Origin of the sequence: Ectothiorhodospira sp. BSL-9 (assembly GCF_001632845.1) — a bacterium.
GTDB lineage: Bacteria > Pseudomonadota > Gammaproteobacteria > Ectothiorhodospirales > Ectothiorhodospiraceae > Ectothiorhodospira.
Map to the genome: position 1 here is coordinate 3,163,699 of NZ_CP011994.1, position 25,555 is coordinate 3,189,253.

The 25,555-nt window shown below is 62.3% G+C and carries 22 protein-coding genes and 1 riboswitch; of the genes, 9 read left to right on the top strand and 13 right to left on the bottom strand.

Going from position 1 to position 25,555, the window contains the following annotated elements:
* The first annotated feature begins 106 nt into the window (after positions 1 to 106).
* Complete coding sequence (locus tag ECTOBSL9_RS14530; protein ID WP_156500151.1) at positions 107 to 1,150, top strand: hypothetical protein; 1,044 nt, start codon at positions 107 to 109, stop codon at positions 1,148 to 1,150.
* 120 nt (positions 1,151 to 1,270) lie between these two features.
* On the opposite strand, the gene ECTOBSL9_RS14535 is transcribed toward ECTOBSL9_RS14530, so the two are convergent.
* The 4 genes from ECTOBSL9_RS14535 to ECTOBSL9_RS17350 form a co-directional block, all read right to left on the bottom strand.
* On the bottom strand, positions 1,271 to 1,498 hold the full coding sequence (locus ECTOBSL9_RS14535; RefSeq protein ID WP_063463907.1) for a hypothetical protein: 228 nt from the start codon (positions 1,496 to 1,498) through the stop codon (positions 1,271 to 1,273).
* Between the two features lie 16 nt (positions 1,499 to 1,514).
* Positions 1,515 to 2,360 carry an ExeA family protein gene (locus tag ECTOBSL9_RS14540; RefSeq protein ID WP_063463908.1) on the bottom strand — a complete coding sequence of 282 codons (846 nt, stop codon included), beginning with the start codon at positions 2,358 to 2,360 and terminating at the stop codon, positions 1,515 to 1,517.
* Positions 2,357 to 3,802, bottom strand: coding sequence for a DDE-type integrase/transposase/recombinase (locus tag ECTOBSL9_RS14545; RefSeq protein WP_063463909.1), 1,446 nt, complete (start codon positions 3,800 to 3,802; stop codon positions 2,357 to 2,359). Before ECTOBSL9_RS14545 ends, ECTOBSL9_RS14540 begins: the two co-directional genes overlap by 4 nt.
* Before the next feature lie 98 nt (positions 3,803 to 3,900).
* Complete coding sequence (locus ECTOBSL9_RS17350) at positions 3,901 to 4,443, bottom strand: hypothetical protein (protein ID WP_205632059.1); 543 nt, start codon at positions 4,441 to 4,443, stop codon at positions 3,901 to 3,903.
* 169 nt (positions 4,444 to 4,612) lie between these two features.
* Between ECTOBSL9_RS17350 and ECTOBSL9_RS14555 the strand changes: the two genes are divergently transcribed.
* Together ECTOBSL9_RS14555 and ECTOBSL9_RS14560 are read left to right on the top strand one after the other, a co-directional pair.
* Positions 4,613 to 5,041 carry a GGDEF domain-containing protein gene (locus tag ECTOBSL9_RS14555; protein WP_063465650.1) on the top strand — a complete coding sequence of 143 codons (429 nt, stop codon included), beginning with the start codon at positions 4,613 to 4,615 and terminating at the stop codon, positions 5,039 to 5,041.
* Positions 5,042 to 5,149: 108 nt separating this feature from the next.
* A complete protein-coding gene (locus ECTOBSL9_RS14560; RefSeq protein ID WP_063465651.1) occupies positions 5,150 to 5,500 on the top strand; it encodes a hypothetical protein in 351 nt (116 codons plus the stop codon).
* Between the two features lie 48 nt (positions 5,501 to 5,548).
* Here ECTOBSL9_RS14560 and putA read toward each other — a convergent pair whose 3' ends face one another.
* From putA to ECTOBSL9_RS14590, 6 genes are all read right to left on the bottom strand, one after another.
* On the bottom strand, positions 5,549 to 8,782 hold the full coding sequence (putA, locus tag ECTOBSL9_RS14565; protein ID WP_082829979.1) for a bifunctional proline dehydrogenase/L-glutamate gamma-semialdehyde dehydrogenase PutA: 3,234 nt from the start codon (positions 8,780 to 8,782) through the stop codon (positions 5,549 to 5,551).
* 185 nt (positions 8,783 to 8,967) lie between these two features.
* Entirely contained in the window at positions 8,968 to 9,342 is a 375-nt protein-coding gene (locus ECTOBSL9_RS14570) for a DUF6746 family protein (RefSeq protein WP_063465652.1), read from the bottom strand.
* Positions 9,343 to 9,654: 312 nt separating this feature from the next.
* Positions 9,655 to 10,119: a hypothetical protein gene (locus ECTOBSL9_RS16735; RefSeq protein WP_205631978.1), complete on the bottom strand. Its 465-nt coding sequence runs from the start codon at positions 10,117 to 10,119 to the stop codon at positions 9,655 to 9,657.
* Positions 10,120 to 10,303: 184 nt separating this feature from the next.
* The gene (locus ECTOBSL9_RS14580) at positions 10,304 to 13,909 is read right to left on the bottom strand and encodes a hypothetical protein (RefSeq protein WP_063465654.1); all 3,606 of its coding nucleotides are present in this window, start codon (positions 13,907 to 13,909) and stop codon (positions 10,304 to 10,306) included.
* A 23-nt stretch (positions 13,910 to 13,932) separates the two neighbouring features.
* The gene (locus ECTOBSL9_RS14585) at positions 13,933 to 14,229 is read right to left on the bottom strand and encodes a hypothetical protein (protein WP_156500152.1); all 297 of its coding nucleotides are present in this window, start codon (positions 14,227 to 14,229) and stop codon (positions 13,933 to 13,935) included.
* Between the two features lie 126 nt (positions 14,230 to 14,355).
* Positions 14,356 to 14,985: a DUF2459 domain-containing protein gene (locus ECTOBSL9_RS14590; protein WP_063466235.1), complete on the bottom strand. Its 630-nt coding sequence runs from the start codon at positions 14,983 to 14,985 to the stop codon at positions 14,356 to 14,358.
* A gap of 606 nt (positions 14,986 to 15,591) precedes the next feature.
* On the opposite strand from ECTOBSL9_RS14590, the gene ECTOBSL9_RS14595 reads away from it, so the two are divergent.
* Positions 15,592 to 16,248, top strand: a complete 657-nt coding sequence (locus ECTOBSL9_RS14595) for a metal-dependent hydrolase (protein WP_063465656.1) — start codon at positions 15,592 to 15,594, stop codon at positions 16,246 to 16,248.
* Positions 16,249 to 16,312: 64 nt separating this feature from the next.
* Here ECTOBSL9_RS14595 and ECTOBSL9_RS17765 read toward each other — a convergent pair whose 3' ends face one another.
* Both ECTOBSL9_RS17765 and ECTOBSL9_RS14605 read right to left on the bottom strand, forming a co-directional pair.
* Complete coding sequence (locus tag ECTOBSL9_RS17765; RefSeq protein WP_063465657.1) at positions 16,313 to 17,305, bottom strand: TonB-dependent siderophore receptor; 993 nt, start codon at positions 17,303 to 17,305, stop codon at positions 16,313 to 16,315.
* A 149-nt stretch (positions 17,306 to 17,454) separates the two neighbouring features.
* A riboswitch (cobalamin riboswitch) is annotated at positions 17,455 to 17,710 on the bottom strand.
* A 38-nt stretch (positions 17,711 to 17,748) separates the two neighbouring features.
* Positions 17,749 to 18,678, bottom strand: a complete 930-nt coding sequence (locus tag ECTOBSL9_RS14605; RefSeq protein WP_063466236.1) for a LysR family transcriptional regulator — start codon at positions 18,676 to 18,678, stop codon at positions 17,749 to 17,751.
* Between the two features lie 110 nt (positions 18,679 to 18,788).
* Between ECTOBSL9_RS14605 and metE the strand changes: the two genes are divergently transcribed.
* The 5 genes from metE to ECTOBSL9_RS14630 all read left to right on the top strand — a co-directional run bounded on the left by metE (position 18,789) and on the right by ECTOBSL9_RS14630 (position 24,920).
* Positions 18,789 to 21,110 carry a 5-methyltetrahydropteroyltriglutamate--homocysteine S-methyltransferase gene (gene metE, locus ECTOBSL9_RS14610; RefSeq protein ID WP_063465658.1) on the top strand — a complete coding sequence of 774 codons (2,322 nt, stop codon included), beginning with the start codon at positions 18,789 to 18,791 and terminating at the stop codon, positions 21,108 to 21,110.
* Positions 21,111 to 21,254: 144 nt separating this feature from the next.
* The gene (locus tag ECTOBSL9_RS14615) at positions 21,255 to 23,291 is read left to right on the top strand and encodes a ribonucleoside triphosphate reductase (RefSeq protein ID WP_063465659.1); all 2,037 of its coding nucleotides are present in this window, start codon (positions 21,255 to 21,257) and stop codon (positions 23,289 to 23,291) included.
* A gap of 29 nt (positions 23,292 to 23,320) precedes the next feature.
* On the top strand, positions 23,321 to 23,512 hold the full coding sequence (gene nrdD / locus ECTOBSL9_RS17705) for an anaerobic ribonucleoside-triphosphate reductase (protein ID WP_063465660.1): 192 nt from the start codon (positions 23,321 to 23,323) through the stop codon (positions 23,510 to 23,512).
* A complete protein-coding gene (locus ECTOBSL9_RS14625) occupies positions 23,496 to 24,092 on the top strand; it encodes an anaerobic ribonucleoside-triphosphate reductase activating protein (RefSeq protein WP_063465661.1) in 597 nt (198 codons plus the stop codon). Before nrdD ends, ECTOBSL9_RS14625 begins: the two co-directional genes overlap by 17 nt.
* Before the next feature lie 96 nt (positions 24,093 to 24,188).
* A complete protein-coding gene (locus ECTOBSL9_RS14630) occupies positions 24,189 to 24,920 on the top strand; it encodes a hypothetical protein (protein WP_240481000.1) in 732 nt (243 codons plus the stop codon).
* On the opposite strand, the gene ECTOBSL9_RS14635 is transcribed toward ECTOBSL9_RS14630, so the two are convergent.
* Positions 24,881 to 25,549, bottom strand: a complete 669-nt coding sequence (locus tag ECTOBSL9_RS14635; protein ID WP_371259026.1) for an ATP-binding protein — start codon at positions 25,547 to 25,549, stop codon at positions 24,881 to 24,883. The genes ECTOBSL9_RS14630 and ECTOBSL9_RS14635 overlap by 40 nt on opposite strands.
* Positions 25,550 to 25,555 lie beyond the last annotated feature (6 nt).

The following is a 25,555-nucleotide window of genomic DNA, read 5'->3' on the forward strand; positions in this document are numbered from 1 at the left end:
CGGATCACGGGGAATGCCGGTCGACTGCCTCTGACAAAAACGACGTTCTCACTTTGATTTCCGCCAGGGAAGCAGCCCCGGCGTGGGGATGCACTGACACCTATCCGTGATTCACACCGTCAAGCCGAACATACTCATGGTCTACCTGGTGGCGGGCCTCAGTTGCCTGCTGCTCACGACCACCTTCTATCTGGGCGGCTTCAAGCCCCTGGCGGATCGCCTGCGGTCGGGACATGAATCAGAGATCGATTTCTCCATGCGAGCGTCCCAGTGGCTGGTACAGGGGGTTCTCGACCGACACTTTGCCCTGGCACGCCAGACCGCCAGCCGGACCGCGATCCGCCAGCAGCAGGTGGATCACCTGCAAGGACGCCTCTCCCTGGCAGCACTGCGTGGTTTCAGCAACCCGAAGCTGGCCGACGCCCTCATTGCCAATGATGAGTTACTGGGCATCGAGCGCCTTGGCCCGTCGGGGGAACGGTTTCTGCAGGTCGGCCTCTTGCCAGACGAAAGCCCCGCCGAAGCCTGTCTGGCACGGAAGGATTCAGGTATCCACTTGCTTGAGCCCATGCCGCTGGGTGAATACCCGGTGCTGGTCTACTGCTCCCCCATCATCGACCCTGCCGCCGGCTGGGTGGGCTCGGACCTGCTCTACGTGAACGCCAGCGCCCTGAAAGCAGTCATCGAGAGACCCCAGGAACGCGACCTGCGCACCATGACCTTTGGCCTGGCCGGCCCAGCCGGGGACATTCTCTTCTGGCCACGAACCCAGGCACCGATGGACTCATTGGAGGCGTTGGAGCGCTTTCGACAGGGGCAAGAACAGGCATCCGGCCATCTCGTCCGCGTCCTGGACCTTGAGGGCACGGACTGGCAATTGTTCGCCGTGGTGAACGAGCAGCGCTTCTTCGCGGAGACCAACGAACAGTTGGGTCGCCTCACCCTGATACTCGGGCTCCTGGTGCTGGTGATCTTCGCCCTGACCGTCGCGACCCTGCGCCCCATTATCCGAACACTGGTCGAGGCCCACGGCCTGGCGGAACGGGCGCAGCGGGATGGCATGACGGGTCTGTTCAACCATGCCCATATGCAGGAACTGGTGGAAAGGGAGATTCAGCGCAGCCGCCGCTATCGCAACGCCTTCTCCTGAGTGTGATCACCCGAATTGATGTCCTCCTGATCACGTTCGTTAAGGGGCCTGATCAGCAAGACGCCGCCGGCGCCCGGGAGGGAGTTCGGCGGCGTCTTGGGCGTAGGTCTTGGGAGGACGTCAGAACGGAGGGTTGTCTGGGTCCTCGGTCGGGAGGGGGACGTCGGACAGTAAGCTGAGCTGGGTCATATTTTCCTGCGAGCGTTCGTCGTGGTAGCGGTGGATCTGCCCCAGGTAGTGGGATTCGAACAAGATCAGGAAGTCGTGGAGCAGGGCCTGCAACTCGACGACAGCGTCGTCGCTGAGTTCGGGCCAGGGCAGGGATTGCGGATGGAGGGTTGCGGGCATGAGGGTCTCCAGGGGTTCAACGGCTTGCGGCGGCACGGCGCGGAGTGGGTTTTTCTGCGGGGGCGAACACGTCGAGGTAGAGTTTCTCGTCGAGCTGCGGCAGATCGCGCTGGGCGGCCACGGCGAGCAGTTCGGCGGCCAGGGTGGTGAGCAGGCGGTAGTTGCCGATGGCGTGGTCACACAGGGTGTGCTGGAGCGTGGGCGTCATCAGGCTGGCGTTGCCGGCGGTGTTGAGCAGATGCTGCAGGCAAGCCAGGAGTTCCTCGCGGCTGGCCGCTTCGGTGACCAGACGGGTGCGGATGCGGGAGCCGAGCGGGATCAGTTCCTCGCGGCGCAGCTTCTCGGGCAGGCGGGCATCGCCGGCAAGGATCACGCACAAGAGCGTCTGTGAGTCGAAGCGGGCGCTGGCCATCAGGCGCAGTTCGGACAGGACCGCGGGACTCATTTCCTGGGCTTCGTCGATCAGGAGCACTGCGCGCCGGCGGGTGGTGTCCAGATGCGCGAACCAGTTCTCGCGCAAGGCCTTGAAGCCGCCCCAGCGGTTGTGTGGGCGCAGGGGGACGCCGAAGAGATCGCCCATCTCGCGGTAGAAGTCGGCCAACTGGCTCTGCGGATGATGGATGGCGACGACGGTGAGATCGGGCAGCCGTGCCAGGCGTTCCGCGATCAGGCGCAGAACCACGCTCTTGCCGGTGCCGGGGTCGCCGTTGATCATGGCGAAGCCGCCTTCGCGGACCAGGCCCTGTTCGATGCGCCAGTAGAAGTCCTCGACGCGTGCGGGCACATAGAGCGCCTCGACCGGGATTTCGGTGGCGAATGGGTTCCACTTCAGCCCATAGAGGGCCAGTAATTTCGAGTTCATGCGGAGTCCTCTTCGGGGTCTGGGGTGGGCAGGTAGGCGGGCGGCAGGCCGGTGGCGGCATAGTCGGCCAGCAACTGGCGCAACAGCGGCGCCATCCCCGAGGGTGGCAGTGGCGTGAGCGCGCGTGCCGCAGGTGGCCGGACGCGTCGTTGTGCGTTGGCGTTGGCGGATTTGTCGAGCGGCAGCACCGGGCACAGGACGGTGCCGGTGCGGGGATCGACCAAGTCGACGCGGGTGCGATCCCACCGCGCGTAGCGCAGCGACACCCGGTCGAGGTGCTGGTAGCGGGCGGGGATCTCGAAGCGCTGCCCCTCCAGAGACACCGTGCCATCGGAGCGTCGCTGGCGGCGGGTGACCTCAACACGGAAAGCATCGGCCAGTGCCGCGACCGGCGGGCAGTCCCGGCTGACGTTCGGCCCGGCCAGATAGCGTTTCAGCGGGGTGGTGTCGAGTTCACTGTGGCGGGTGCGGTGATACTCCTGCTCGGCCCAAGCCTGCGTGGTCTGGTTGAGCACATCGAGGGTGAGTGGGGTTTGTCCCTCCAGCATCGGCATCAGGCGACCTTCGATACGCCCCCAAAGGGACTCTTGCTTCCCGTTCTGGTAGGGAGAATACGGTAGCGTCGTCTGGTGCAGCACACCCAGGCGCTGCAATCCGGCAACGGTTTCCTCGGCGATCATCGCTGCACCGTTGTCCGTCATCAGGGCACGCGGCAACCCGCGCTTCATGAGTGCCTGGGACAGGCCGTGGACGAGGCTCTGCGCCGTCTCGTCCAGGTACCACTGCAGGTGGCAGATCAAGCGCGAGCGGTCATCCAGGATGCCGAGCAGGTACGGTTTGACCCAGGCGCCCTCTCGGGTCAGTACCTTGCGCGAACCGTGGTGGAAGTCCAGGTGCCAGAGCGCACAGACATGGTCCAGCTCGTAGCTGCGCACCTCCAGCGCTGCGAATCGGTCGCGGGCGAGGATCGCGCCGTCGGTTGCACACTTCGGCCGCGCCTGGCGGAACATCCCGTGCGCCTTCAGATAGCGCCGCACCGTGGGATACGAGGGCATGCAGACCTCGCTGTCGGCCAGGTCCACGCACAGGTTGTCGAAGTGCAACTGCACCGTCCAGCCCGGATGTTCCCGGTATTGCTGCACCAGGGCGGCGATCACGGCCGGCGTCATGGCGGTGAAGTGGCCATGCGGGCGGCGCTGGTTGCGCAGTGCCGCCACCGGGTCGGGGGCCGACCGTGCCGCGTAATACCAGCGCTCCAGTGTGGACACCCCGAAGCGCACCTCGGTGCCGGTGACGGGATGGCGCCAGACGCGCTCGGCCAACGCCGCCAGTGCCGCCCGCAATGCTCCCGGTTCCGGCGGTGCGGCGAACAAGGGACCAATGATCGAGAAGCGCAAGCGCGCCCATCGATCACGCAACAGAGGATCGTTCGGTGGATGCACGTTCGTCTCCCAATATGCGCGGTGCCGGCGGCACCACGACCGGGAGAGAAGGCTACGCAGCGGGAATCGGTTCGACCATTGGCATCCTCTGCGGGAACTCAGCGCCCCTCGGGCGCCGTGATCGTGAGTGGGGTGAGCAAGGCCAGCAGGCACCGCAGCGGTTCGTGTTCCTGGCCGGGCAACTGCTCCAGGAGACCGTTCGGCAACCGTGCCGCAGCCACCGGCAGCAGGAACCGCGCACCCAGCACCCGCCACAGCGAGGTCCGCACAAAGTCTTCGCGCCACCACCGCCGCCACCGTGCCAGGGTGCGCCAGGGAATCGATAACGCTTCACACAACGCAGCCGCCGCCGTGCCGTGCCCGGCCGGCCGGGTTGACCCCAGCACCACCACCCAGCTCAGCCATACGCGCCGCCCCAGAAAACGCACCGACTGGCTGGTCGTCCGACGTCGGCACTGGCTGCAGCAGAAACTCAGCCGCGTCGCGTATTCAGCGCGGAACGCAGGCGGGCAGCCGCGCGGCTTGCGTGGATAGTTGGCGCGGTGTAGCACGCCGCCACACGGGCACCCGGCCGCCTGCGCCTCGGCCGCCAATGCCTCATCGATGTGGATTAGAAACCGGAAAAACTGGGGATCGGACAACGGAACATGGCACACTGTGAGTGTCTCTTGGCTTGGTAACCAGAGACTCCCCCAAAGGGCGCGTTCGTTCAAGCTCCCCGAGGGGGATCCCCCCTCAAACCTCACCCTGCGTGATCATTCCACCCGCAAACACCCTCAGTAAGGGTGATCGTACTCATTCTCCCTGCTCATGCTGGACATCGATCATTTCAAGCAGGTGAACGACACCCATGGGCATCCGGTGGGTGACGAGGTGCTGAGCCATATCGCGCAGATCCTCACCGACCTGGCCCGACAACCGGACCTGGCCGCCCGCTACGGAGGCGAGGAATTCCTGCTCGTCATGCCGGAAACGGGCCCGGAAGGGGCGCTGATGGTGGCCGAGCGGCTGCGTCAGGAGATCAAGGATAATCCGGTGGAGGTTGGCGGCACACACATCCCGGTCACTGTGAGCATCGGGATCGCCAGTTGCCCCGCGCACACCCCGCCCCCGCCGCGCCAGGCCATGATCCGCATCGCCGACGAGGCCCTGTATGCCAGCAAGCGCAGCGGAAGGGATCGGGTGACTCAGCAGGTGATCGATGCCAAGGCCTCACGTTCCTTGTCCGCACAGACCTAAGGGGTATTCTTCAGCGGGCGCTTGGGGCAAAATATTGCCCTATCGTACCGCCCTGCCCTTGACAATCCGCCCAATAGCCTGGGCCGACAACATCATTTGAGAGAGACCATGCCCGCAAGAACACGCATCATCCTGCTCAGCATCGCCGCCTTGATCACCATCGTCTTTCTGCAACCGCTGCTCACGTTGCTTGGCGGCCTGATGGTGCTCGCCCTGGTCGGTACCCTGATCTTCCGGGACCTGCCGCTGGACACCCAGGATGCCATCGAAGAATACGTGAACGCCTGGCTGCAGCGTGCCCGGGATGGCTTCTGGCCCAGCAGCCAGTCACGGCGGGACGAGGATGACCCGGTTTTGATGATGGAAGAGGAATACGAGGAGAAGCCCGCACCCAAGCCCCGCGCACGTCGCAGCCGGGCCCGGAGCAAGAGCACCTCCGGGGGCAGCAGCACTTCCTGAAGCATGGGGCGCCCGCCCCTCATCCCCAGGAGCAGGTAGTTGACGCATTCATGATCGCCGGCGCCCTGCCGACTGCGGCGCCGGCAGTCGCTTCTGCCCATTGCCCCCATCATGGCCACTGGCACCACCGCCACCATCCCCCTCTGCCATGGCAAACAGACTGGCATTACCACCTACTGCGGCGGTATTCACCGTCACCACCCGCTCGGTGGCAAACTTCAACAGGTAATGGGGGCCGCCGGCCTTGAAGCCCGTTCCTGACAACCCTTCACCACCGAAGGGTTGCGTACCAACCACCGCCCCCACCATATCCCGGTTCACATAGGCATTGCCCACCCGCGCCCGGCGGGTCACGGCCTCGGCATGGGCATCGATCCGGCTGTGGATACCCAGGGTCAGACCAAACCCCAGGTCGTTGATCCGATCCACCAGGGAATCCAGTTCCCGGGCACGCCAGGTCACCACATGCAACATGGGGCCGAACACCTCGGCCATCAGCTCCTCAATGCTCTCCAGGCGGTACAGGGAGGGTGCCATGAAGAAGCCCTGCTCACAGTCCCCACCCAGTGGTGCACGGTGCAGGACGCGGCCGTGCTCCTCCATGGTCTGATGATGGGCCTCGAGCCGCTCCAGGGCCTCGGCATCAATCACCGGGCCCACGTCCGTCACCAGCCAGCGGGGATCTCCCACCACCAGGGAATCCATGGCCCCCTTGAGCATCTTCAAAAGCGGCTTGACGATATCTGCCTGCACGCATAGCAGCCGCAGGGCCGAGCAACGCTGACCGGCGCTGAGGAAGGCCGAGCGCACGATGTCCATCACCACCTGCTCATGCAGGGCAGTGGAATCCACGATCATGGCATTGATGCCGCCGGTCTCCGCAATCAAGGGAACGATGGGACCCTCGCGCTCCGCCAACCCCTGGTTGATCAGCCGCGCCGTCTCATTCGAGCCGGTAAAGGCCACGCCACTGATGCGAGGATCGCTCACCAGCAACGGCCCGATCTCCGCACCAGGCCCGGGGAGGCAGTGCAGCACGTTGACGGGGATGCCGGCCTGATGCATCAGGGTCACGGCCCGGGTGGCCACCAGGCTGGTCTGCTCCGCGGGCTTGGCCACCACGGCATTACCGGCTGCCAGCGCGGCGGTGACCTGCCCGGTAAAGATGGCCAGGGGGAAATTCCAGGGGCTGATGCACAGGAAGGTGCCTCGCCCACGCAGACTCAACTCGTTCCGCTCTCCGGTGGGCCCCGGCAATACGGCAGACCGCGAGAACAGGCGACGGGCCTGGGCGGCATAATAGCGGCAGAAATCCACCGCCTCGCGCACCTCGGCATGGGCATCGCGCAGGCTCTTGCCAGCCTCCTCCACACACAGGCTCATGAGTTCGGCCTGGTGCTTTTCATAAAGATCAGCCACCTTTTCCAGGATGTCGGCTCGATCCTTCGCAGGTGTGGCCTCCCAATCCGGCCAGGCGGCATCCGCCGCTTCCAGGGCCGCCTGCACATCCCGCTCACCGGCCCAGGTGATCTTGCCCGGTTGGCGCTGGGCATCCGCTGGAGACATCACGGCCTGGGCCTGGTCCGTACGCATGACTCCGGCCACCAGCGGTCCACCACGCCAGCCCTTCCCGGCGAGCTGCGTCATCTGAGCAGACAGTTTCAGCAGCAAGGAGCGATCCGAAAAGTCCAGCCCCGCACTGTTACGCCGTGCCTTGCCATAGATATCCCTGGGGAGGGCAATACGCGGGTTGCGCAGCGGCTCGCAAATGCGCAACTGCGCTGCGGGATCGGCGATCAGATGATCCAGATCATCCTCGTGGATGCGATGCACGAACGAGGAGTTGGCGCCGTTCTCCAGCAAACGGCGCACCAGGTAGGCCAGCAGGTGTTCATGGCTGCCCACTGGCGCATAGATGCGACAGGCCACCTTGGGGGTGTCACGCCCCACCAGCTGATCAAAAAGCGCCTCACCCATGCCATGGAGGCGCTGCAGTTCGAACTCCTTGCCCTGAGCCATTTCCATGACAGCGGCCACCGTATGGGCATTATGGGTGGCGAACTGGGGATAAAGGTGCGGACAGTCGTGAAGCAGGTGGCGGGCGCAGGCCAGGTAGGAAACGTCCGTGGCCGCCTTGCGGGTGAACACCGGATAGTCGGCCAGGCCCTGGACCTGTGAGTCCTTGATCTCCGTGTCCCAATAGGCCCCCTTGACCAGGCGCACCATGAGTTGACGACGCTTCAGGGCCGCCTTGTTCTCCAGCCAGCCCAGCACCTCCCAGGCCCTTTTCTGATAGGCCTGCACGGCGAACCCCAGACCCTCCCAGTTCTCCAGGCTGGACTCATCCAGCAGGCGTTCCACCACATCCAGCGACAGGTCCAGGCGCCAGGACTCCTCGGCATCGATGCACAGGGGGATGTAATAGTCCCGGGCCAGTTGGCACAGTTCCAGGATGCGCGGCATCAGCCGGCGATGCACCCGCTCCTCATGCCCGGGCTCGTAACGGTTGTCCAGGGCCGAGAGCTTCACCGAGATGCCCGGGCGCTCCCGCATGGCAATGCGCGGGTCCACGGATTTGCCAATGCGCACGATGGCATCCTTGTAGGCCTGAAAATAGACCTGGGCATCCTCCTCGGTGCGGGCCGCCTCGCCCAGCATGTCGTAGGAATACAGATAGCCACGCTTTTCGTTGCGACGCGCCCGCTTCATGGCCTCGTCGATCGTTCGACCCAGAACGAAGCCGTCCCCCAGCATGCCCATGGTGCGGCGCACGGCCGTACGGATCACCGGGCTGCCAATACGGGCCAGCATGCGATGCACCACCCTGGACAACCAACGTCGGCGATCATCCGTATCGATGATGCGCTCGCTGAGCCACAGGCTCCAGGTGGCGGCATTCACGAAGAATGGCCGATCACGCCCCAGGTGGGCATCCCAATGGGAGGCGGTGAGCTTGTCGTGGATCAGTCGGTCCGCCGTGGCTTTGTCCGGCACCCTGAGCAGGGCCTCGGCCAGGCACATGAGGGCAATGCCCTCATCGCTGGAGAGATCATATTCCTGCATCAGCGCCGCCATGCCGGACTGGCGCTTCTGGGCGAGGATCATCCCCTTGACCAGACCACGGGCCAGGTACCGGGTACGGGTGCCGCTCTCCTCATCCTGGGGCAGACGTTCGAGCAGCATCCTCGCCGCCACGGCCTCATCGGCCCGATACAGCTTGCTGATGGATTGTCGATCGCGGTGCGGCAGAGAGTCGGGGTCGGCGTAGACAAATCGGCTCATGCTGTTGTCCTGTCTTCCTGGCAATCGCATGAGGATAGCGCCAACACCCTTGGGGAATCCATGGATGTGCGGACGGGCGCAGGGCTATGGGCGTTGATTCATGGGTTGGGCGCAGGCGATGGGGGAGCAAACTGCCGGGCCCCACCCCTGCCGGGAGTTGCAGGGGCAAGGTAACAACTCAGTATTCAGCGAGCGATCTTGTTGGCCACATCCAGATACTTGCGGCCTTCTTCGCGGATTCTTTCCACATCGTTGACTTCCGATGCCAGGTGCACCTCTTCCAGGGTATCGGCCAGTTCGGCCAGATCCTGTTTCATGCGCTCCAGCGCGTTTTCCAGGGTGTAGGTGAGTTCGTGGATGTGAGCCACGGCCTCCGGGGTCAATTCATCCCCGGCCAGCGCCGCTTCCAGTTTGCGGTTGTATTCCACGAAGTTTTCCAGCGCCTGCTCCAGGGTATCGGCGGACTTGCCTTTGAAATGATCAACCCGATCCGCCAACGCTGCGGTGGAGGACATGGCCATTCCGGCCGTGAGAGCAGCGATCATCAAGTATTTCTTCACAGGAGACTCCTTTGGGGATACAGGATGGAAAAGGGTCCGGGGCGAAATCTCCCGGGGGCCGTGTTCGGGCCCAATTCTACCGTAACTGAACCTTAATGCATTCAATAATAATTCTTATTGGCTTTCCATGGCGAGGTCATTTCAGCGCATTGACCCGGGTCAAGTTCAAGGGATTCTGTTCTGCCGCTATTGACCATGCCGCACCTGCGATGATCGATATAAGGCTTTGATTTATTTGATCTGCGCCAGCGTATCGCCCATTTTCTATCACCCGGCTATTGCCGATAGGGCGCGCTTTGTCCGATAGCCCACTCATGACACCGCCCAGTAGCGCCGCCAGCGCTTGTCACCCGCAAAGCGCACCTCGCCCTTCTCGATCAGACCATCCAGCGTACGCTTGACCTGCCTTGGGTGGATTTCGCTGCCGATGCGCTGGCGGATATCGCCGATCGCGGATTCGGGGTAGCGCTTGAGGTCTTCCAGAATCAGGGCCGCGAGGCGGTGCGGTTCGATCCGCTTCAGGGTCGTTTCTCCGGCAAAATCGAGATGGCGTAGCAACCCCGGATCGACGAAATAGCGCGTAGCTTGCGTGCGCCCCGCGCTCTGGATCAGATCCCACTCCAGCAGCCGTTTGATCCAAGGTTGCAGCGTTTCGACGGAAGGCAGTTCCAGTACGTTGGCCAGTTCGCGGGCGGTCCATGGCGTCGTGCTGCGCCAATAGGCCCAGGGCGATGCGTTCGCGCTGGGTGAGCTGGTAGGTCTGGTCCGCCTTGGCAATGAAGTCGGCCGGTTTTGGTCGGGCGGATACCAATCACTGTGCGCATGCTTCGATTTCCCCGATGTGGCTTCGGGATGCTATCAGATGGGGATACTATCTGTCGGTGGCAGTGATCTTCTGGGCACACGGGAAATGGGGCTCGAGCGACTGTCATTCCTCATTGTTCTCAGGATTACCCTGCGCTCAACGTGGACCAAACTTCGTGATGGCCTCCATCAGGGTGGCCATGTCATCCACCACCTCGGGGATGGACCTACCCCCTGTGAGCCGCTCGATCTCCCGGGTAGCCGAGATGGGGTCCATGCCGTTCTCACCGAACCGCTCCAGCACCTCATGTACTTGCCCCCAATGCTGACGAGACTTGCGCAAAGCAGCTTCCGAAGCAGCTGACGAGGCAGTCACCGGGGGGAGCTTGTGGAAGTCCTTCGCGGCCGTGCGGCTCACTTCCTGAAGCTTCGTAAAGCGGTCCAGGCGCGGGTCATTCAGGGTGTGAAAAGCCTTGTAGCGGGTCACATCCGAGGCCTGCTGCCCCCAGCCCCGGGAGATGTTCGATCGATTCGAGGACAGCCAGGCCACATCCCGATAACTCTCCGCATGGACGCTGGTGGTCACGTTCTCCCAGGCCTGGGCGGCGGGCCGTCCAGTCACCTTGCGATAAGCCTGATCCCAGCTTCGCTGTGCGTCCGTTTGCCATTGATTCAGGTTGGCACGCTGGCCACCCTTGCGCAGGGTCCGGGCCATGCGCTCATCCAGCCCGATGTCGAAATCCATGCCCACCGATCCGGCACTGGCGGCATTGCGGAATTCCCTGAGTGGTTGCTGATTCCATCCCCGCGATTGCATGCCCGCATGGAAATTCGCCTCCACCTCAGCGTGCACCGACCTGAGATGGGCGTTGTAGGCCGACTGGGTGCCGTAGGCTCCACGAAACTTCAGGAAGTTCTTGGCGTGGGGATTGCCATTGATAGCCGTCGCGTGATGCCGGACCCGGGACTGCAACAACAGGATCTCCTCAGCGGAGCGCCCCGCCCGTCCGGCTGCCTGAAGTTGCTGCTGGGTATTCTGGAAGTCGCGCACCAGCTTTTCCCCTTGCTGACGCCCCCGGCGAAACTCTGCCAGCGCCCGACTCTCGGCCGCCGTCACCCGGGCCCCAGGTGCCTGCGAACCCGTCCGCACGGGCTGAGCCCGCTGAGTCGGCGTTGCCCGGGATCTGAGCACCTGACTAAAGCCGTATTCCATGGCCTTGGATGTTGCAAAGGACACGGAACCGCGCCACAAGGCCCCCTTGATCCCCTCTTCCCGATAACCGCGCATGGCCTCCGCTGCCGCAGTCACCTTGGGCCCCATGTAGGTGGCCGTCTGCAGCACCGCCTCCATGGGCCCACCGGCGATATAGCCGGTCACCGACTGGTAGGCCAGATTCACGGGGCGCCCGCCAAACAGCGAGGCTACCATCATGCTGTGGTTCGCGCCCTTGCGGATATTGTCCACGGCATCGTGGGCCAGTTCAGCCCAGGCCTGGCTCTCCTCGGCGGCGGCCAGTTCAGCCTCGCGATACCCCTGCACCTGGTTGCCCAGGGCCGAGGCCATACGTTGCAGGGTGTCATGGTCTAACTCACGGCGGACCTCAGGGGTAAGCTGATTCTCGATGAAACTCAGCGCCCGCTCATGCTCCGTTTCGGGCAGCATCGTGGCCAGCTGGTACACCGAATCCACAGCCCGATCGAAGTCCTCCAGGCGCCGCTGGGTCTTGCGGATGTTGGCAATCATGCCCTGATGAGCATAGTCGTCAAAGACGCTGCGGGTGTGCACCGGCTGGCCGGTCTGGATGGAGGCGATCCGGTCTTGTTCGGATTGCAGATCGGCCATGGCGGTGATGATGCGAAACTCCAGTTCAGCTCGCCGATCCGGATCCTCCTCCACGGCCAGCGCCTCCTGGTCGCGCTCCAGAGTGCCTTCGATAAAGGCAATATTGGTCTCGTGAGTCTCGATGCGGGCCCTTTGACGGACTGCCTCCAGTGCCGCTTCGGCTTCGACCTCGGCCTGCGCTTCCGCAGCGGCACGGGCTTCTCGCAGGGCCTCCCGCGCCTTGGCCAGATCCGCCAGCAGTACATCCACCGGGTCCTCCTGAGGTGGATCGAGGGGAGGAGGCACATCACCGAGCGCTGAGGCGAAAAGGGTCTGGAAACGGGCCAGATCCTGCCGCACATGACCGTGCTCATCCCAGGGCCGAGTCTCCAGCCACTCCCGGGCCGCCCGCTGGAACGCGGGGGTATGCTGGAAGATCATGCGGGCATCGTTATAAGTGCTTTCAGTGATCCGCATCAGGATGCGCTGGATCACCCCCGAGCGAGACACCAGGTCCGCCGCATCTTCGGCCGCATCTCCACTGCGCTGTGGCGCAGCCGCCTGAACCTCATCCTTGCGCTCCTGCAGCTTGGCCATTCTGTCATTGAAGGCGGTTTCGAAGGCTGCCGGACTCACCACCGATGGATAATCCAAGGGAGTATCCAGGCGACTGGCGCGAGAAGCCTGCATTACCAGGATGGCCGGTTCTTCGTCATCCTCATCCATCAACTCCGTACGGATGCGGAAACGGTCTTCCCTGAAGCCATGTCCCAGGCCAGGAAGATAATCATGCTCGCCCTGCTGCATGGGGAACACATCCACCAGAACCGGTGGACCCTCGTCATCGTCCCCTTCCTGAAGAAAAAAAGCGCGATATTCAGGGGCCTCCGCCGGGCCTACTGCATACACCAGGAAAACCAGGGGCATACCCGGCAACGCGTCGAGTATGGAATTCCCCTCCACCCCCGCATAACCAACCCATACCCCCTCGTAAGGGGCCGGTGGCGCCACCGCATCCAGCATGGCATCGATGGCCGCCTGGTGCCGTTGTGCCGCCGCCTCCTTGGCCTGAACCGGGTCCGGCGCGTCCCCCAGTGCCTGGATGGCCCCTGCCAGCTCGTCGGCCCGCTGTTGCAGGGCAGCCATGTAATCCTGCTGCATCAAGGCTCGGTTGAGTGCTGCCCGGGTATGAGATTCGCTGTCGTACTCGGCGGCAAACACGGCCTCCTCCCAGGCCTCATCAAAGGCCTCAGCTGCCTTGTCCAGTGCCTCACGCACATTGATGAACTCCGACAGCAACGGCGTCATCTGCCGAAAGTGTTCGATGATGGACCCATCGGGAAAATCGAAATAGGGCCCCCAATAAGCGGCAAAACGTTCCTCTTCCTCAGGTGAAAGGGGCCCCATCAACACCCGAGTCGCCTCCATGGCGGTGGTGATCATGCCGGTGTACTGAGCCTCACTCATCTGCTCCACGGGAAATTCCGGCGGCATGGGCATTGGGGGCAGCGGCCTGAACGCTGGTGGCAAGATCGCGTCAGCAACATCCACGGCATCCTCTTCCAGCAGACCGCGCATCTCAAAGAGCAATTCATCCAGCGCGACCCTCACCGCCGGTTCCAGATCCCGTGCTGAGCCCTGACGGATCTCGCGCAGCTCCACCAGCGTCAGCCCCAGCAGATCCACCCCCCCTTCCCGCAGGACCCCCAAGGCCGCCACGGATGAACGGGGAATGATCTCGAAGGCCAGCAGGGCACGCAGGGTGAGCCTTTCAGGGTCACGCAATTCCGCGGGCAAGCCGGCCCATGGGTCCATGGGAACCGTGTCGTCACCCTGAACCGACACCGGCACGCCTGAGACAGCCAGGGCAACCCCCAGCCACAGGACGCGACGCGCAAACCGGCCGCCACCTGGACGACGAAAACCGCTCGCTCCGCTCATGTCGACCCCTGCTTGATCAGGTATCAGTTACAGCTGCCCCGACGGGGCAAGTTGGTGCGCCAGTTGCCTGGAGAGGGAGATTGGGACTGGCTGCAGAAGCGGCTCACGATCTCGTCATAGGAGCGGGGGCCGTTGATTTCGCTGGCATTGCGGTTCTGGAGGATACCGCGCCCGGTGAGGGCCGCCGTGTCGCAGGCCACGTGGTAATCGCCATTGGGGAGTTTGCCCCAGTAACAACGATTGGAATCCAGGGCATGAGCCGGTGAGGCCATCAGAAAGCCAGCGCCGAAAAAGATCAGGCTCAGAAGATATCGAGACATGAGAATCACCTGTAAGGTCTTGGTATGGAACACGCTCGGGTTCTACCCGAACCACGTACCCAGATTTGTGCAGGACCCAGCAGATGACAAGTCGACCAGTTGTCGACCAAGGGACAACCGGAGCCATCAAGGCGCCGGTTCAACGCGCCAGCGCGACCAGACCGGTTGCCCCCTCACCTCCAGGCCCAGATCCCGCAACCAGTCGGCCACCATCCCATTGGAATTGGAGTTCAGGCTGTAATCCCGGGGGTGCTCCACGAATTCCAGGTCGAATCGGGCGTTGTAGAGGCGGGTGGACAGTTGCTCTTCGTACACTGCGTCCAGTGCTTGTTGCAGGGAGCGTGCCTCGCCGGAAGCCACCTCCAGGGGGATGACCTCGGCAATGCCCACGCGCACTCGGGAGCGCACCGTTGTCTCATCCGGCGGGCCTTCAAGCACACGACGCCCCAGAGTGGCCTGGGTAGGCCACATCAGTGCCCTGAATCCGCTCTTCCAGCCCATCTCGGCCTCGGCATAGTAGGACCAGTCGCCGTAGGAATATCGGGTCATGGTGGAGTCGTCGGGCCCCGGCAGGACCAGACTGGAGTGACGCCCATGGTCCAGGAGCAGCACCGTGACCGGGTCCTCGGGCGGTGAATCCGGCTTGACGATGGTGGCGCCGCAGCCGGTGAGCAGGGCCAACATCAGGCACAGACTCATCACCCGTCCCGCGAGTGCCCAACCTCGCTGCCCGGCGTTCCACGGCTCACGGTTCATGCCTGCCCACATCGGCTCCCTACCCCCGTCATGAAACATGGCAACCAGCCTGCACCAGCCCCACCCCCGTGGCAACGCAACGGGTCTGCGCCAGAGAAGCCTCCAAACCCCCACTATCCACAGAACCTGTGGATAACATTGTGGACAGACTGTACGAAACCGTCGTGAATGCCCGTGCTGTGGTCCTTGTGTTCAAGTTGTACGAAAATTGGCCACTAGATTTAAATCAATTATTTTCAAAGAGTTAGAATTAGAGGAAATAACAGGCCGGAAATCTTGACAACCCCTGCGGGGATACGATAGGCGCGTGCTGCCGTGTGCATAACCACTGTGTTAGGAGCGTCTGAGTGGTGCAAAAAACCCTGGACACAGTGCCGCCCGCACCCCCTCATCCCCAGCCCTTCTCCCCCTCAGGGGAGAAGGGGGCAACATTGTCCTTGAGTATGTCTCATCCATAAGGGAGTCAGGCTACCACGTGAGGCGCGATGGGCAACCCAACCTCTGTCCATTCATCCAGCTTTGATGATAACATTCTGAATGAATGCGATTTTTAATAACAACAAACACTAAATGGCCAATTTCGCAACGCATGTAAGTGTCGCCGGGATGTTCGCGACGGGGCTGGCCGGCGCCACCCTGGCCACAGGGCGGCTGGATGGCTGGGAATCCCTGGGATTGATGCTCTTCCTGGTGGCCGGCACCCTTCTGCCCGACATCGACGTGGATGGCGGGCGGCCCCAGCGAGCCCTGTTCGGGGCGCTCTCGCTGGTGGCTGCCACCGCAGTGGTCGCAATACTGCCCGCTTCCTACAACCACCGGGTGGACTGGCTTCCCCAGATCGAGCCCATTGGATGCGAGATCTTCGCCCTGGCCCTGCTGGCCTGGTTTGTGGTGCGTTATCCCCTGGCCATGCTTTTCCAGCGTCTCAGCCGACACCGCGGACTGTGCCACAGCCTCGTGGTCGGCCTGTGCTGGAGCCTGGGGTGGGTTTACGTGGGGCTGCAGTGCCTGACGGCGGACGTACTGGTGATCTGGCTTCAGGGCGTCGCCATCTTCCTGGGGTTCCTGATCCACCTGGTACTGGACGAGCTGTACAGTGTCGACATCAACAATGCCCGCATCCGGCGCTCCTTCGGCTCAGCCCTCAAGGTCCTGCAGCCGGATTTCCCACTGGGCTCCATTGCCGCTTGCATCCTCCTGGGGGTACTGATCTGGCTGCTGCCCTATCCCGAGGAATTGCTGCAATGGCTGGTTGCGCTTTGAGGCTCCTGCTCCATTGGGGCAAACACCCACTTGCCAGCACATACAAAGATCAGAGCGCCACCATTTAACCCCAGAATTTCACCCCGGAATGTATCCAGTTCAGAAACGTGACCTCCCGTAGTCCGAATTCACTATCGGCTGCGGGCGCAAATCCAAAGCCGACCGGATCCAGAAACTCGTTGGAGCGATTCAGCTTGAACCGGCTCTCGTAGATCTGATAGCGAATTTCCAGGGCATCGGTGACCAGCCAATCGGCGGTCGCTGCCAGATCCCGGCGGCCACTGTCTTCGCTGCGGCGGGCGGGGAAACTGCCGGCCTTGACGGTTTCACCACTTTCCTCGAGTCCGGTAGAGACGGGAGGCGTATCGTGCAGGAACCGTGTCTGCCGCTCCTCCTGCATCCATCCCCCTTCAATCTCAACCTGCAGATTGTCCGTCAACCAGTGGTTGACCCCAGCCCGAAGGTTATAGACGTCTGCCTGTTCCCGATGGTCCTGATCAAAGTTGTAGGCTGCCACATCAACGGGCGGCCGGGTGTCCACGTTTCCTGTGGCCCGCTTATGGTAGGCATACCGTTCCATGACGTCGGCAAACAGGCGCACTCGGGTATCCCGCGTACCGCCCCCCAGATACAACGTACCGTGGCGACGCTGACCACCCTCAGCATGGGTGGGTACTCCGACCTGGGCCTCCATGCCGCCCTCAAACCCGGACTCGGGGCGTCGGGTAATGATATTGATCACACCGGCAAGGGCATCGGCACCGTACACCACGCTGGCCGGTCCTTTGACGATCTCGATCCGCTCAATGTGACTGACCGGCAGGCGGTTCAACTCCCCGCCACGACCAGACGTGCCGGCAACACGGCGACCGTCGATGATGACTTGCGTACTGGCCGGCGTGCGTTCGACCCTACGCTCAGTGCGGGTGGCAGCCGTCACGGTCATCTTGGGAAGGGTATATGCGGAATCCTCGGCAGATGCGGTGGAGCCGACAGCAAGCAAGGACAAGGTCGTGGCGCTACTCATCAGCGCCATCATCAGGGCTCGATCACTCATTAAAGCTGACTCCTTGGCGCGCACGACCCCGTGCGCGCAGGGAAGGTCCATGGGCCGCGGGGAGTCAGCAAGGGGGGAGTATCAGGCAGGACACAACCACACAACGGCGGCGCGCACTTAGCACCCACACCGGCTTGCCGCGCCCCGCGGTACTCGGGTACGCCATAGGCCGGTATCCGGGCTTGTGGGTCTGAGGCATCGATGCCTCAAGGTCGCAGTCCGCCTTCCCACGAAGCCCGCCCTTGAAGGACGAGAACTTCGCAGTGGCTCATCGGGTCTGCAACAACCCACCTACCGTTGCGGGGGCAGCGCCGGCTTGATCATCGTCGGACGATTGAACCGGTCTTCCCGTTTAACCCACCGGGGGAGACGATCCCAGCAGGCACCTGTAGCGAGGCGAAGGATGGCACGAATGGAAAGGAGACCTATTTGCCAAAAATCAATCAACTGGACTCGCGCAACTGATGCAGTTGATCTCTCGCAATGCCGATGAAGTCCCGCAGATAGCTCAGTTCCAGGTCTGCACGACGCAAGCCCACCCGCAAGACACTCCAGAGACCTTTTGGTCCCAGCGGTCGATCGATCACACCTGACCCGCTGGAGAGTCTCGGGGCCTGGGAATGTCCCGTGAACTCCCTCAGGGCCCAATCGGGCAGGCTGGCCACACCCCGCCGACTGGCCACCAGTTGCACAAGCATGGCGGTCAGTTCCGTTGTGCGCCTGGGCAGATCCAGGCCAGCAGGCCATAGAAAACGATGGCAAATGTCCAGTCGCTCCGGCTCCACCGGATAGGTGATCAAAGTCTCCCCGGACAAATCCTCAGGTTTGATGAACGGCGCGTCCGCCAAAGGATGTCCGCAGGGGACGATCAATCGATTTTCGTACTCGAACAGCGCCAGATACTCGATAGCCGGATCCTCCACAGGATCAGCACTCACCACCGCATCAATCTCACCTTCCCGAAGAGCCTGAATGGGGGCGAAACCGTGGCTCAGGGTCAGATCCAGTTCCACTTCCGGCCAGTGTTCCCGAAAGGCCGCCAGGGTAGGCATCAACCACTGAAAGCAGCTATGGCATTCCAGGGCCAGGAATAGCCGGCCACCATGCCCCTGCCGCATGCGCGCCAGATCCCGCTCCACCGCCGCCAGTTCGGGCAGGATCTGCTCCGCCGCCCTCATCAAGCGCTGCCCGGCGGCTGTCAGCCGCACGGGTCGGGACTTGCGCACGAACAACGTCATCCCGAGATGCTCCTCCAGTTGGCGGAACTGATGAGACAGGGCGGACTGGGTCACGCATAAGGTCTGCGCAGCCACGGTGATGCTGCCGGTGCGCTGCACTTCCTTGAGCGCGCGCAGGTGACGAATATCCAGCATGATGATCTCCACATGAACATAATTCATGATGATGCCAAATTTAACTCGTTTGATTCATCCAGATGGTCGCCCCAAACTCTTTGGCATCGATTCAATCCAAGGAGCCCGTCATGTCATCCGTTCAAACCCATGTCCTGGGATTTCCCCGCATCGGTGCCCGCCGCGAGTTGAAACACGCCCTGGAGTCCTACTGGCGTGGGGACATTCCTCGCGAAGAACTGCTCGATACGGGGCGGGCGTTGCGGCAACGTCACTGGCAATGGCAGGCCCAGGCGGGGATGGACCGGGTAACGGTGGGCGACTTCAGCTTCTATGACCATGTGCTCGACATGGCGCAGACCCTTGGGGTACTGCCCTCAAGATTTCAGAACGCCGCCACACAGCATCGCCTCGATCAAGGCTTCTATATGGCCCGTGGGCGATCCAGTGATCCCACTCTGCCGGATGTCCCTGCCCTGGAAATGACCAAATGGTTCGATACCAATTATCACTATCTGGTACCGGAACTGACGTCGGACCAATCGTTCTTCTGCCAACCCCATACGCTGGTCGAGGAGATTCGCGAAGCGCAGGCGTTGGGCCTTGAGCCCAAACCGGTAATCCTCGGACCCTTAAGTTTCCTCTACCTTTCACGAGTCAAGGGCCAGGGGGATCGGCTGGACCTTCTCAACAAGCTGATTCCGATCTATCAGGAATTACTCGAACACATCGCCACCCAGGGCGTCACCTGGGTGCAGGTGGATGAACCCATCCTGGCCCTTGATCTTACTTGTGCCTGGCAGAGGGCCTTCGAAACGGCTTACCAAGCGCTCAAGGGCGGAGGCCCACGCATTCTCCTGGCCAGCTATTTCGGTTCGCTGGGTCAGCACCTCCCCTGGGTACTGCAACTGCCTGTAGCGGGACTGCACGTGGATGCGGTTCGGGGGGCAGGAGAACTCGATCCGGTTGTCGCCGGATTACCGCTGGACAAGGTGCTGTCGGTCGGCATCGTGGACGGTCGTAACGTATGGGCCAATAACCTGGAAACCAGCCTGGGACGCCTGGCACCTGTGTCCGAAGAACTCGGACAACGACTTTGGGTGTCCTCCTCCTGTTCGCTGCTGCATGTGCCGCTGGATCTGGACCTAGAAAGCGAGCTGGATGGCGAGATCCAAGGCTGGCTGGCCTTCGCAAAACAGAAGCTGCAGGAGATTCAATGGCTGCGTTTGGGGCTGGTGGAAGGCAGGGAGGCAGTGGTCGGCCCGCTCGCCAGGCGTCGTGCTGCCCTGGAGGCGCGCTGGCGCTCCACTCGGGTTCATCACTCAGAGGTGCGGGATCGCGCCCGGCGAGTCACCGAAGATCAGACCCGCCGTCAATCTGCATACCCGCTTCGTGCCGCCGCGCAACGAGCGCGCCTGAATCTGCCTCCATTACCCACAACAACCATTGGCTCCTTCCCACAAACCCATGATATCCGCCGTATTCGCAAGGCCTTCCGTAGTGGAAAATGCACGTCAGCGGACTACGAGCAGGCCATGCAGGCTGAAATCGAGCGGGTGATCCGCTATCAGGAACAGGTGGGCCTGGACCTGCTGGTTCACGGCGAGCCAGAGCGCAATGACATGGTGGAGTACTTTGGTGAGCAGCTGGCCGGATACGCCTTTACCCGCCACGGCTGGGTGCAAAGCTATGGCTCCCGCTGCGTCAAGCCGCCCGTGATCTATGGAGATGTCCATCGCCCCCGCCCGATGACCGTGGAGTGGAGTCGCCAGGCTCAGTCACTCACTAACCGACCGGTCAAGGGCATGCTCACCGGCCCGGTGACCATGCTCCAATGGGCCTTTGTAAGGGATGACCAGCCCCGGTCAGAGACCGCCCTGCAGATCGCACTGGCCCTGCGTGACGAGATCAATGACCTTGCCGCAGCCGGGATCCCGGCGATCCAGGTGGACGAGCCCGCCTTTCGTGAGGGTCTTCCACTGCGCCGCGGGGACTGGGACGCCTACCTGACATGGGCCATCCGAGTCTTCCGCCTGGCCACCGGTGGCGTAGGCGACGATGTACAGATCCACACCCATATGTGCTACTCCGAGTTCAACGACATCATGGACGCCATCGCCGGATTGGACGCGGATGTGATTACCATTGAAACGTCCCGTTCGGACATGGCGCTGCTGGATGCCTTTGAGCAATCCACCTACCCCAACGAGATCGGACCCGGTGTCTACGACATTCACTCTCCCAGGGTGCCGGAGACCAGGGACATGATCGAACTGATGCAAAAAGCCATGGCTCTTATCCCCGCGGAACGCCTCTGGGTCAATCCAGACTGCGGGCTCAAGACCCGCGACTGGGACGAGGTGAAGCCAGCCCTGGCTCGCATGGTGGAGGCCGCCAAGGTGTTGCGTAACCAGGTCTCGCGTGAGGCTCTAACATCCGCTGAGGCCTCCTGACGACTTACGGCAACCCGCCCCTGCCGGTGATCGGCAGGGGCTGCGTTAGTCAGAAGGCCTCAGCAGCAAGAAGGCCATTGCACAAAATATTGTGTCTGATAGAGTGCGCAACACCATATATAGACCCTCACAGGATCATTCCCCATGGAACCCCTTCCTTCCCACCTCCCCGGGTTGCCCACCCAGGTCGTCAAGCGCGACGGTCGTCGTCTGCCGTTTGATGCCGCCCGCATCGAGTCCGCCATCCGCCGGGCTGGTCAGGCCACTGGGGAATTCGGGGACCACGAAGCCGCCCTTCTCACCTCTCAGGGCGTGAAGGTATTGGCACATCGCTTTGCCCAGGGTCAGTGTCCGGACATCGAGAATATTCAGGATGTGGTTGAACAGACTCTGATCAGTGCGAACCACCTGCGCACCGCACGGGCCTACATCGTCTACCGGGAACAGCACAAGGCCCTGCGGGCCGACCGCCGCACCCTGGTGGACGTGGACGCCTCCATCAGCGAATACCTGGACCGTTCCGACTGGAGGGTGGCCGCCAACGCCAACCAGGGCTATTCCCTGGGCGGTCTGATCCTCAACACCTCCGGCAAGATGATTGCGAATTACTGGCTCAACCACGTCTATCCGCCGGAAATCGGCCAGGCTCACCGGGACGGCGACTACCATATCCATGATCTGGACATGCTGGCCGGCTACTGCGCCGGCTGGTCCCTGCGCACCCTGCTGGTGGAGGGCTTCAACGGTGTGCCGGGCAAGGTGGAGGCCGCCCCGCCCCGTCACTTCTCATCCGCCATAGGTCAGATCGTCAACTTCCTGGGCACCTTGCAGAACGAATGGGCCGGCGCCCAGGCCTTTTCCAGCTTCGACACCTATATGGCCCCCTTCATCCGCGTGGACCGGCTCGGCTACGCCCAGGTGAAGCAGTACATGCAGGAACTGATCTACAACCTCAACGTGCCTTCCCGCTGGGGCTGCCAGACGCCCTTCACCAATCTCACCTTCGACTGGGTCTGCCCGGAAGACCTGCGCGAACAGGTGCCCATCATCGGCGGCCAGGAGCAGCCTTTCTGTTACGGGGATTTGCAGGAAGAGATGGACATGATCAACCAGGCCTACATCGAGGTGATGACAGAAGGAGATGCCCGGGACCGAATCTTCACCTTCCCCATCCCCACCTACAACATCACCCCGGATTTCCCCTGGGAGAGCCCCAATACGGAACGGCTATTCGCCATGACCGCCAAGTATGGCCTGCCCTACTTCCAGAATTTCCTCAATTCGGAGTTGTCTCCAAACATGGTGCGTTCCATGTGCTGCCGGCTGCAACTGGACCTGAGGGAACTGCTCAAACGGGGCAATGGCTTGTTCGGCTCGGCGGAACAGACCGGTTCCCTGGGGGTGGTCACCATCAACTGCGCCCGCCTGGGCTTTACACATCGAGGCGACGAGGTCGGCCTGCTGGCCCGCCTGGATCAGCTACTGGAACTGGCCCGCAATAGCCTGGAGATCAAGCGCAAGGTCATCGCCCGACATATGGAGGACGGCCTGTTTCCCTATACCCGGCGTTATCTGGGCACCCTGCGCAACCATTTCTCCACCATCGGCGTCAACGGCATCAATGAGATGATCCGCAACTTCACTGATGATCTTGAGGACATCACCAGCGAGGAGGGTCACGCCATGGCCCTGCGCCTACTGGATCACGTGCGCCAGCGTATGGTCGAATTTCAGGAAGAAACCGGTCATATGTACAACCTGGAGGCCACACCGGCGGAAGGCACGACCTACCGCTTTGCGCGAGAGGATCGCAAGCGCTATCCAGGCATCCTCCAGGCCGGTAGCCCGGAGGCACCCTACTACACCAACAGCTCTCAACTACCCGTGGGCTTTACCAACGACCCCTTCGAGGCACTCGCCCGCCAGGAAGATCTGCAGACCCGCTACACCGGCGGCACCGTATTGCATTTGTACATGAGCGAACAAATCTCTTCCCACCAGGCCTGCAAACGCCTGGTTCGCCGATCCCTGGAGAATTTCCGCCAACCCTACATCACCATCACCCCGATCTTTTCCATCTGCCCCAAGCACGGCTACATCGCCGGTGAACACGCCTTCTGTCCCAAGTGCGACGCAGAGATCATCGCTCGCAAACAGGCCCAGGCCGCATCGGTGAGCTGACACACACCATACTTCAAGGAGTCCCCACCATGAACAGCAACAACCAAACCCCGGCCGGCATCACCCTGAGCGACGAGGAACGTACCCCATGTGAAATCTGGACCCGGGTGATGGGCTATCACCGCCCTGTGTCCGCTTTCAACAGGGGCAAGCAATCCGAGCACACCGAACGCTGCCAGTTCATGGAACCGAGTCCCGAGGCTCATGCGTCAAACCGCTGAGTCGAACCTGCGTATCGGCGGTCTCACACCTCTGACCACCATCGACTATCCCGGACAGTTGGCTGCTGTGCTCTTCTGCCAGGGTTGTTCCTGGCGCTGCCACTACTGCCACAATGCCCACCTGCAGCCCATGACAAGTGAAAATATCATGCAGTGGGATCAGGTTCGGGCATTTCTGGATCGGCGGCGAGGCCTGCTTGATGCGGTGGTCTTCAGTGGCGGAGAACCCACTTTGCAAGCGGGATTAGCCGACGCCATGGCCCAGGTACGGGCGATGGGATTCAAGGTAGGGCTGCATACGGCCGGAGCCTATCCAAAACGCTTGGGCCGGGTACTGCACGTCACCGATTGGGTGGGCCTGGACATCAAGGGCCTGCCTTCGGACTACCCTCGAATTACCGGCGTACCCGGTTCCGGTGAAGCGGCTTGGGAGAGCCTTGATCGCATCCTGGCTGCCAACGTGGCCCTGGAAGTGCGCACCACCATGGTGCCCGAGTTGGAAGCATCCCTGCCCTCACTGAAGACCCGACTGGAGCGAGTCGGTGTCCGGCACCACCGCCTGCAAACGGTCAGGGCCTGATCGGTGGCAATCCACAGGAGTACGACACCCACTCACTGCGCCGAACCAAGGCCACACTGACCTACTCACGGGTGAGTCGGATGAGCGTCCGTTCCCATGGACGAGCTGGTCAGAGCCGAAAGCCGATTGAACAAAGGCACCCTGGTGATGAACGCCGTTGCACGGCAATTGATCTCCTTCGCAGTGCGTGCGCCATCCGGACATAACACCCAGCCGTGGCAGTTCTCGGTGGAACAGGACACGATCCGGATCTACCCCGACCTGTCCCGACGTCTGCCGGTGGTCGACCCGGACAATCACGCACTGTTCATCAGCCTCGGCTGCGCGCTCGAAAACCTCGTCGTCGCCGCCTCACAACACGGCCTTGCGGCCAGCGTCGACTACTTCCCCTCCGATGAACCACAGGAGTGTCTGCGGGTTCGGCTGTCGGCGGGCGCTGACGCAGGCGAAGATACAGGTGTATTGTTCCGAGCGATTCCCGAACGGCAGTCGAATCGGGGGACCTACGACGGGCGAGCGATCGTTGCTTCCGATCTTGCCCGGATTCTGGCGGCTAGCCGCCGCGATGCCCTGGAAGTACGCGCGTTCAACGTCGGCGATCCGGACGTCGAGCCGATGATCCGCTTCGTCCGGGAGGGCAACATCGCCCAGTTCAACGATCCAGCCTTCATCGCGGAGCTCGTGTCGTGGATACGCTTTTCCCGGGGCGTCGAAGAGGGACGAGCACAGGAACATCACCAGATAGAGCAGCCGGGCCGACATCCATCTCTAGAAGGTAGCCCGCCACTCTACCCCAATGGCTGCCCCCCCTCATCCTGGGCCATGTAAGCATGGACGGCACCCATGACCTCGTCGATATCAAAGGGTATGCCGATGTAACGATCAAAGCCGGCTTCAAGGCCTTTGCAAACATCATTAGCCGAGGCTCGGGCCGTCAAACCCACCACCGGGATATGACGCGTTGCCGCCATGGACTTGAGACGTTCGAGCACCTCGAAGCCATGCATATCGGGGAGCTCGAGGTCGAGAAAGATCAGGCGGGGCTTGTAGGCAGTGGCCAGATCCAGCCCCAAAGACGCCGTCGGCGATCCCATGTAATCCACATCCTTCAAGCGCGACAGCACACGCTGCAACAGCCTGAGATTGGTCATGCTATCGTCAATGTGCAGAACCAGCCCCCGGGCCTTTTCGGCATTGACAGTCACCGATCGCGTCGCATGCATGGAGGACTGAGTGCCATCTGCCAGGGGCATGGTAATGGAAAACCGACTGCCCACCCCCTGGACGCTTTCCACGGATAGGCTACCGCCCATGGCTTCCACCAGCTTCTTGCTGATGACCAGGCCGATACCGGTGCCTTCTACATGCTCCCGCCCCAGTCGCTCAAAGGGCCGAAACACATCGGCTATTCGGTCCTGCGGAATGCCAATCCCCGTATCCTTGACATCAATCCGTATGCTTTC

Excerpts from the sequence above, each read along its gene's own strand:
- ECTOBSL9_RS14540 (WP_063463908.1), bottom strand. The coding sequence starts at position 2,360 with ATGAACTCGAAATTACTGGCCCTCTATGGGCTGAAGTGGAACCCATTC.
- ECTOBSL9_RS14630 (WP_240481000.1), top strand. The coding sequence starts at position 24,189 with ATGGACGAGCTGGTCAGAGCCGAAAGCCGATTGAACAAAGGCACCCTG.
- ECTOBSL9_RS14555 (WP_063465650.1), top strand. The coding sequence starts at position 4,613 with ATGCTGGACATCGATCATTTCAAGCAGGTGAACGACACCCATGGGCAT.
- metE (WP_063465658.1), top strand. The coding sequence starts at position 18,789 with ATGTCATCCGTTCAAACCCATGTCCTGGGATTTCCCCGCATCGGTGCC.
- ECTOBSL9_RS14560 (WP_063465651.1), top strand. The coding sequence starts at position 5,150 with ATGCCCGCAAGAACACGCATCATCCTGCTCAGCATCGCCGCCTTGATC.
- ECTOBSL9_RS14590 (WP_063466235.1), bottom strand. The coding sequence starts at position 14,985 with ATGAACCGTGAGCCGTGGAACGCCGGGCAGCGAGGTTGGGCACTCGCG.
- putA (WP_082829979.1), bottom strand. The coding sequence starts at position 8,782 with ATGAGCCGATTTGTCTACGCCGACCCCGACTCTCTGCCGCACCGCGAT.
- ECTOBSL9_RS14625 (WP_063465661.1), top strand. The coding sequence starts at position 23,496 with ATGCGTCAAACCGCTGAGTCGAACCTGCGTATCGGCGGTCTCACACCT.
- ECTOBSL9_RS14585 (WP_156500152.1), bottom strand. The coding sequence starts at position 14,229 with ATGTCTCGATATCTTCTGAGCCTGATCTTTTTCGGCGCTGGCTTTCTG.
- ECTOBSL9_RS14605 (WP_063466236.1), bottom strand. The coding sequence starts at position 18,678 with ATGCTGGATATTCGTCACCTGCGCGCGCTCAAGGAAGTGCAGCGCACC.
- ECTOBSL9_RS14580 (WP_063465654.1), bottom strand. The coding sequence starts at position 13,909 with ATGAGCGGAGCGAGCGGTTTTCGTCGTCCAGGTGGCGGCCGGTTTGCG.
- ECTOBSL9_RS14595 (WP_063465656.1), top strand. The coding sequence starts at position 15,592 with ATGTTCGCGACGGGGCTGGCCGGCGCCACCCTGGCCACAGGGCGGCTG.
- ECTOBSL9_RS14535 (WP_063463907.1), bottom strand. The coding sequence starts at position 1,498 with ATGCCCGCAACCCTCCATCCGCAATCCCTGCCCTGGCCCGAACTCAGC.
- nrdD (WP_063465660.1), top strand. The coding sequence starts at position 23,321 with ATGAACAGCAACAACCAAACCCCGGCCGGCATCACCCTGAGCGACGAG.
- ECTOBSL9_RS17765 (WP_063465657.1), bottom strand. The coding sequence starts at position 17,305 with ATGAGTGATCGAGCCCTGATGATGGCGCTGATGAGTAGCGCCACGACC.
- ECTOBSL9_RS14615 (WP_063465659.1), top strand. The coding sequence starts at position 21,255 with ATGGAACCCCTTCCTTCCCACCTCCCCGGGTTGCCCACCCAGGTCGTC.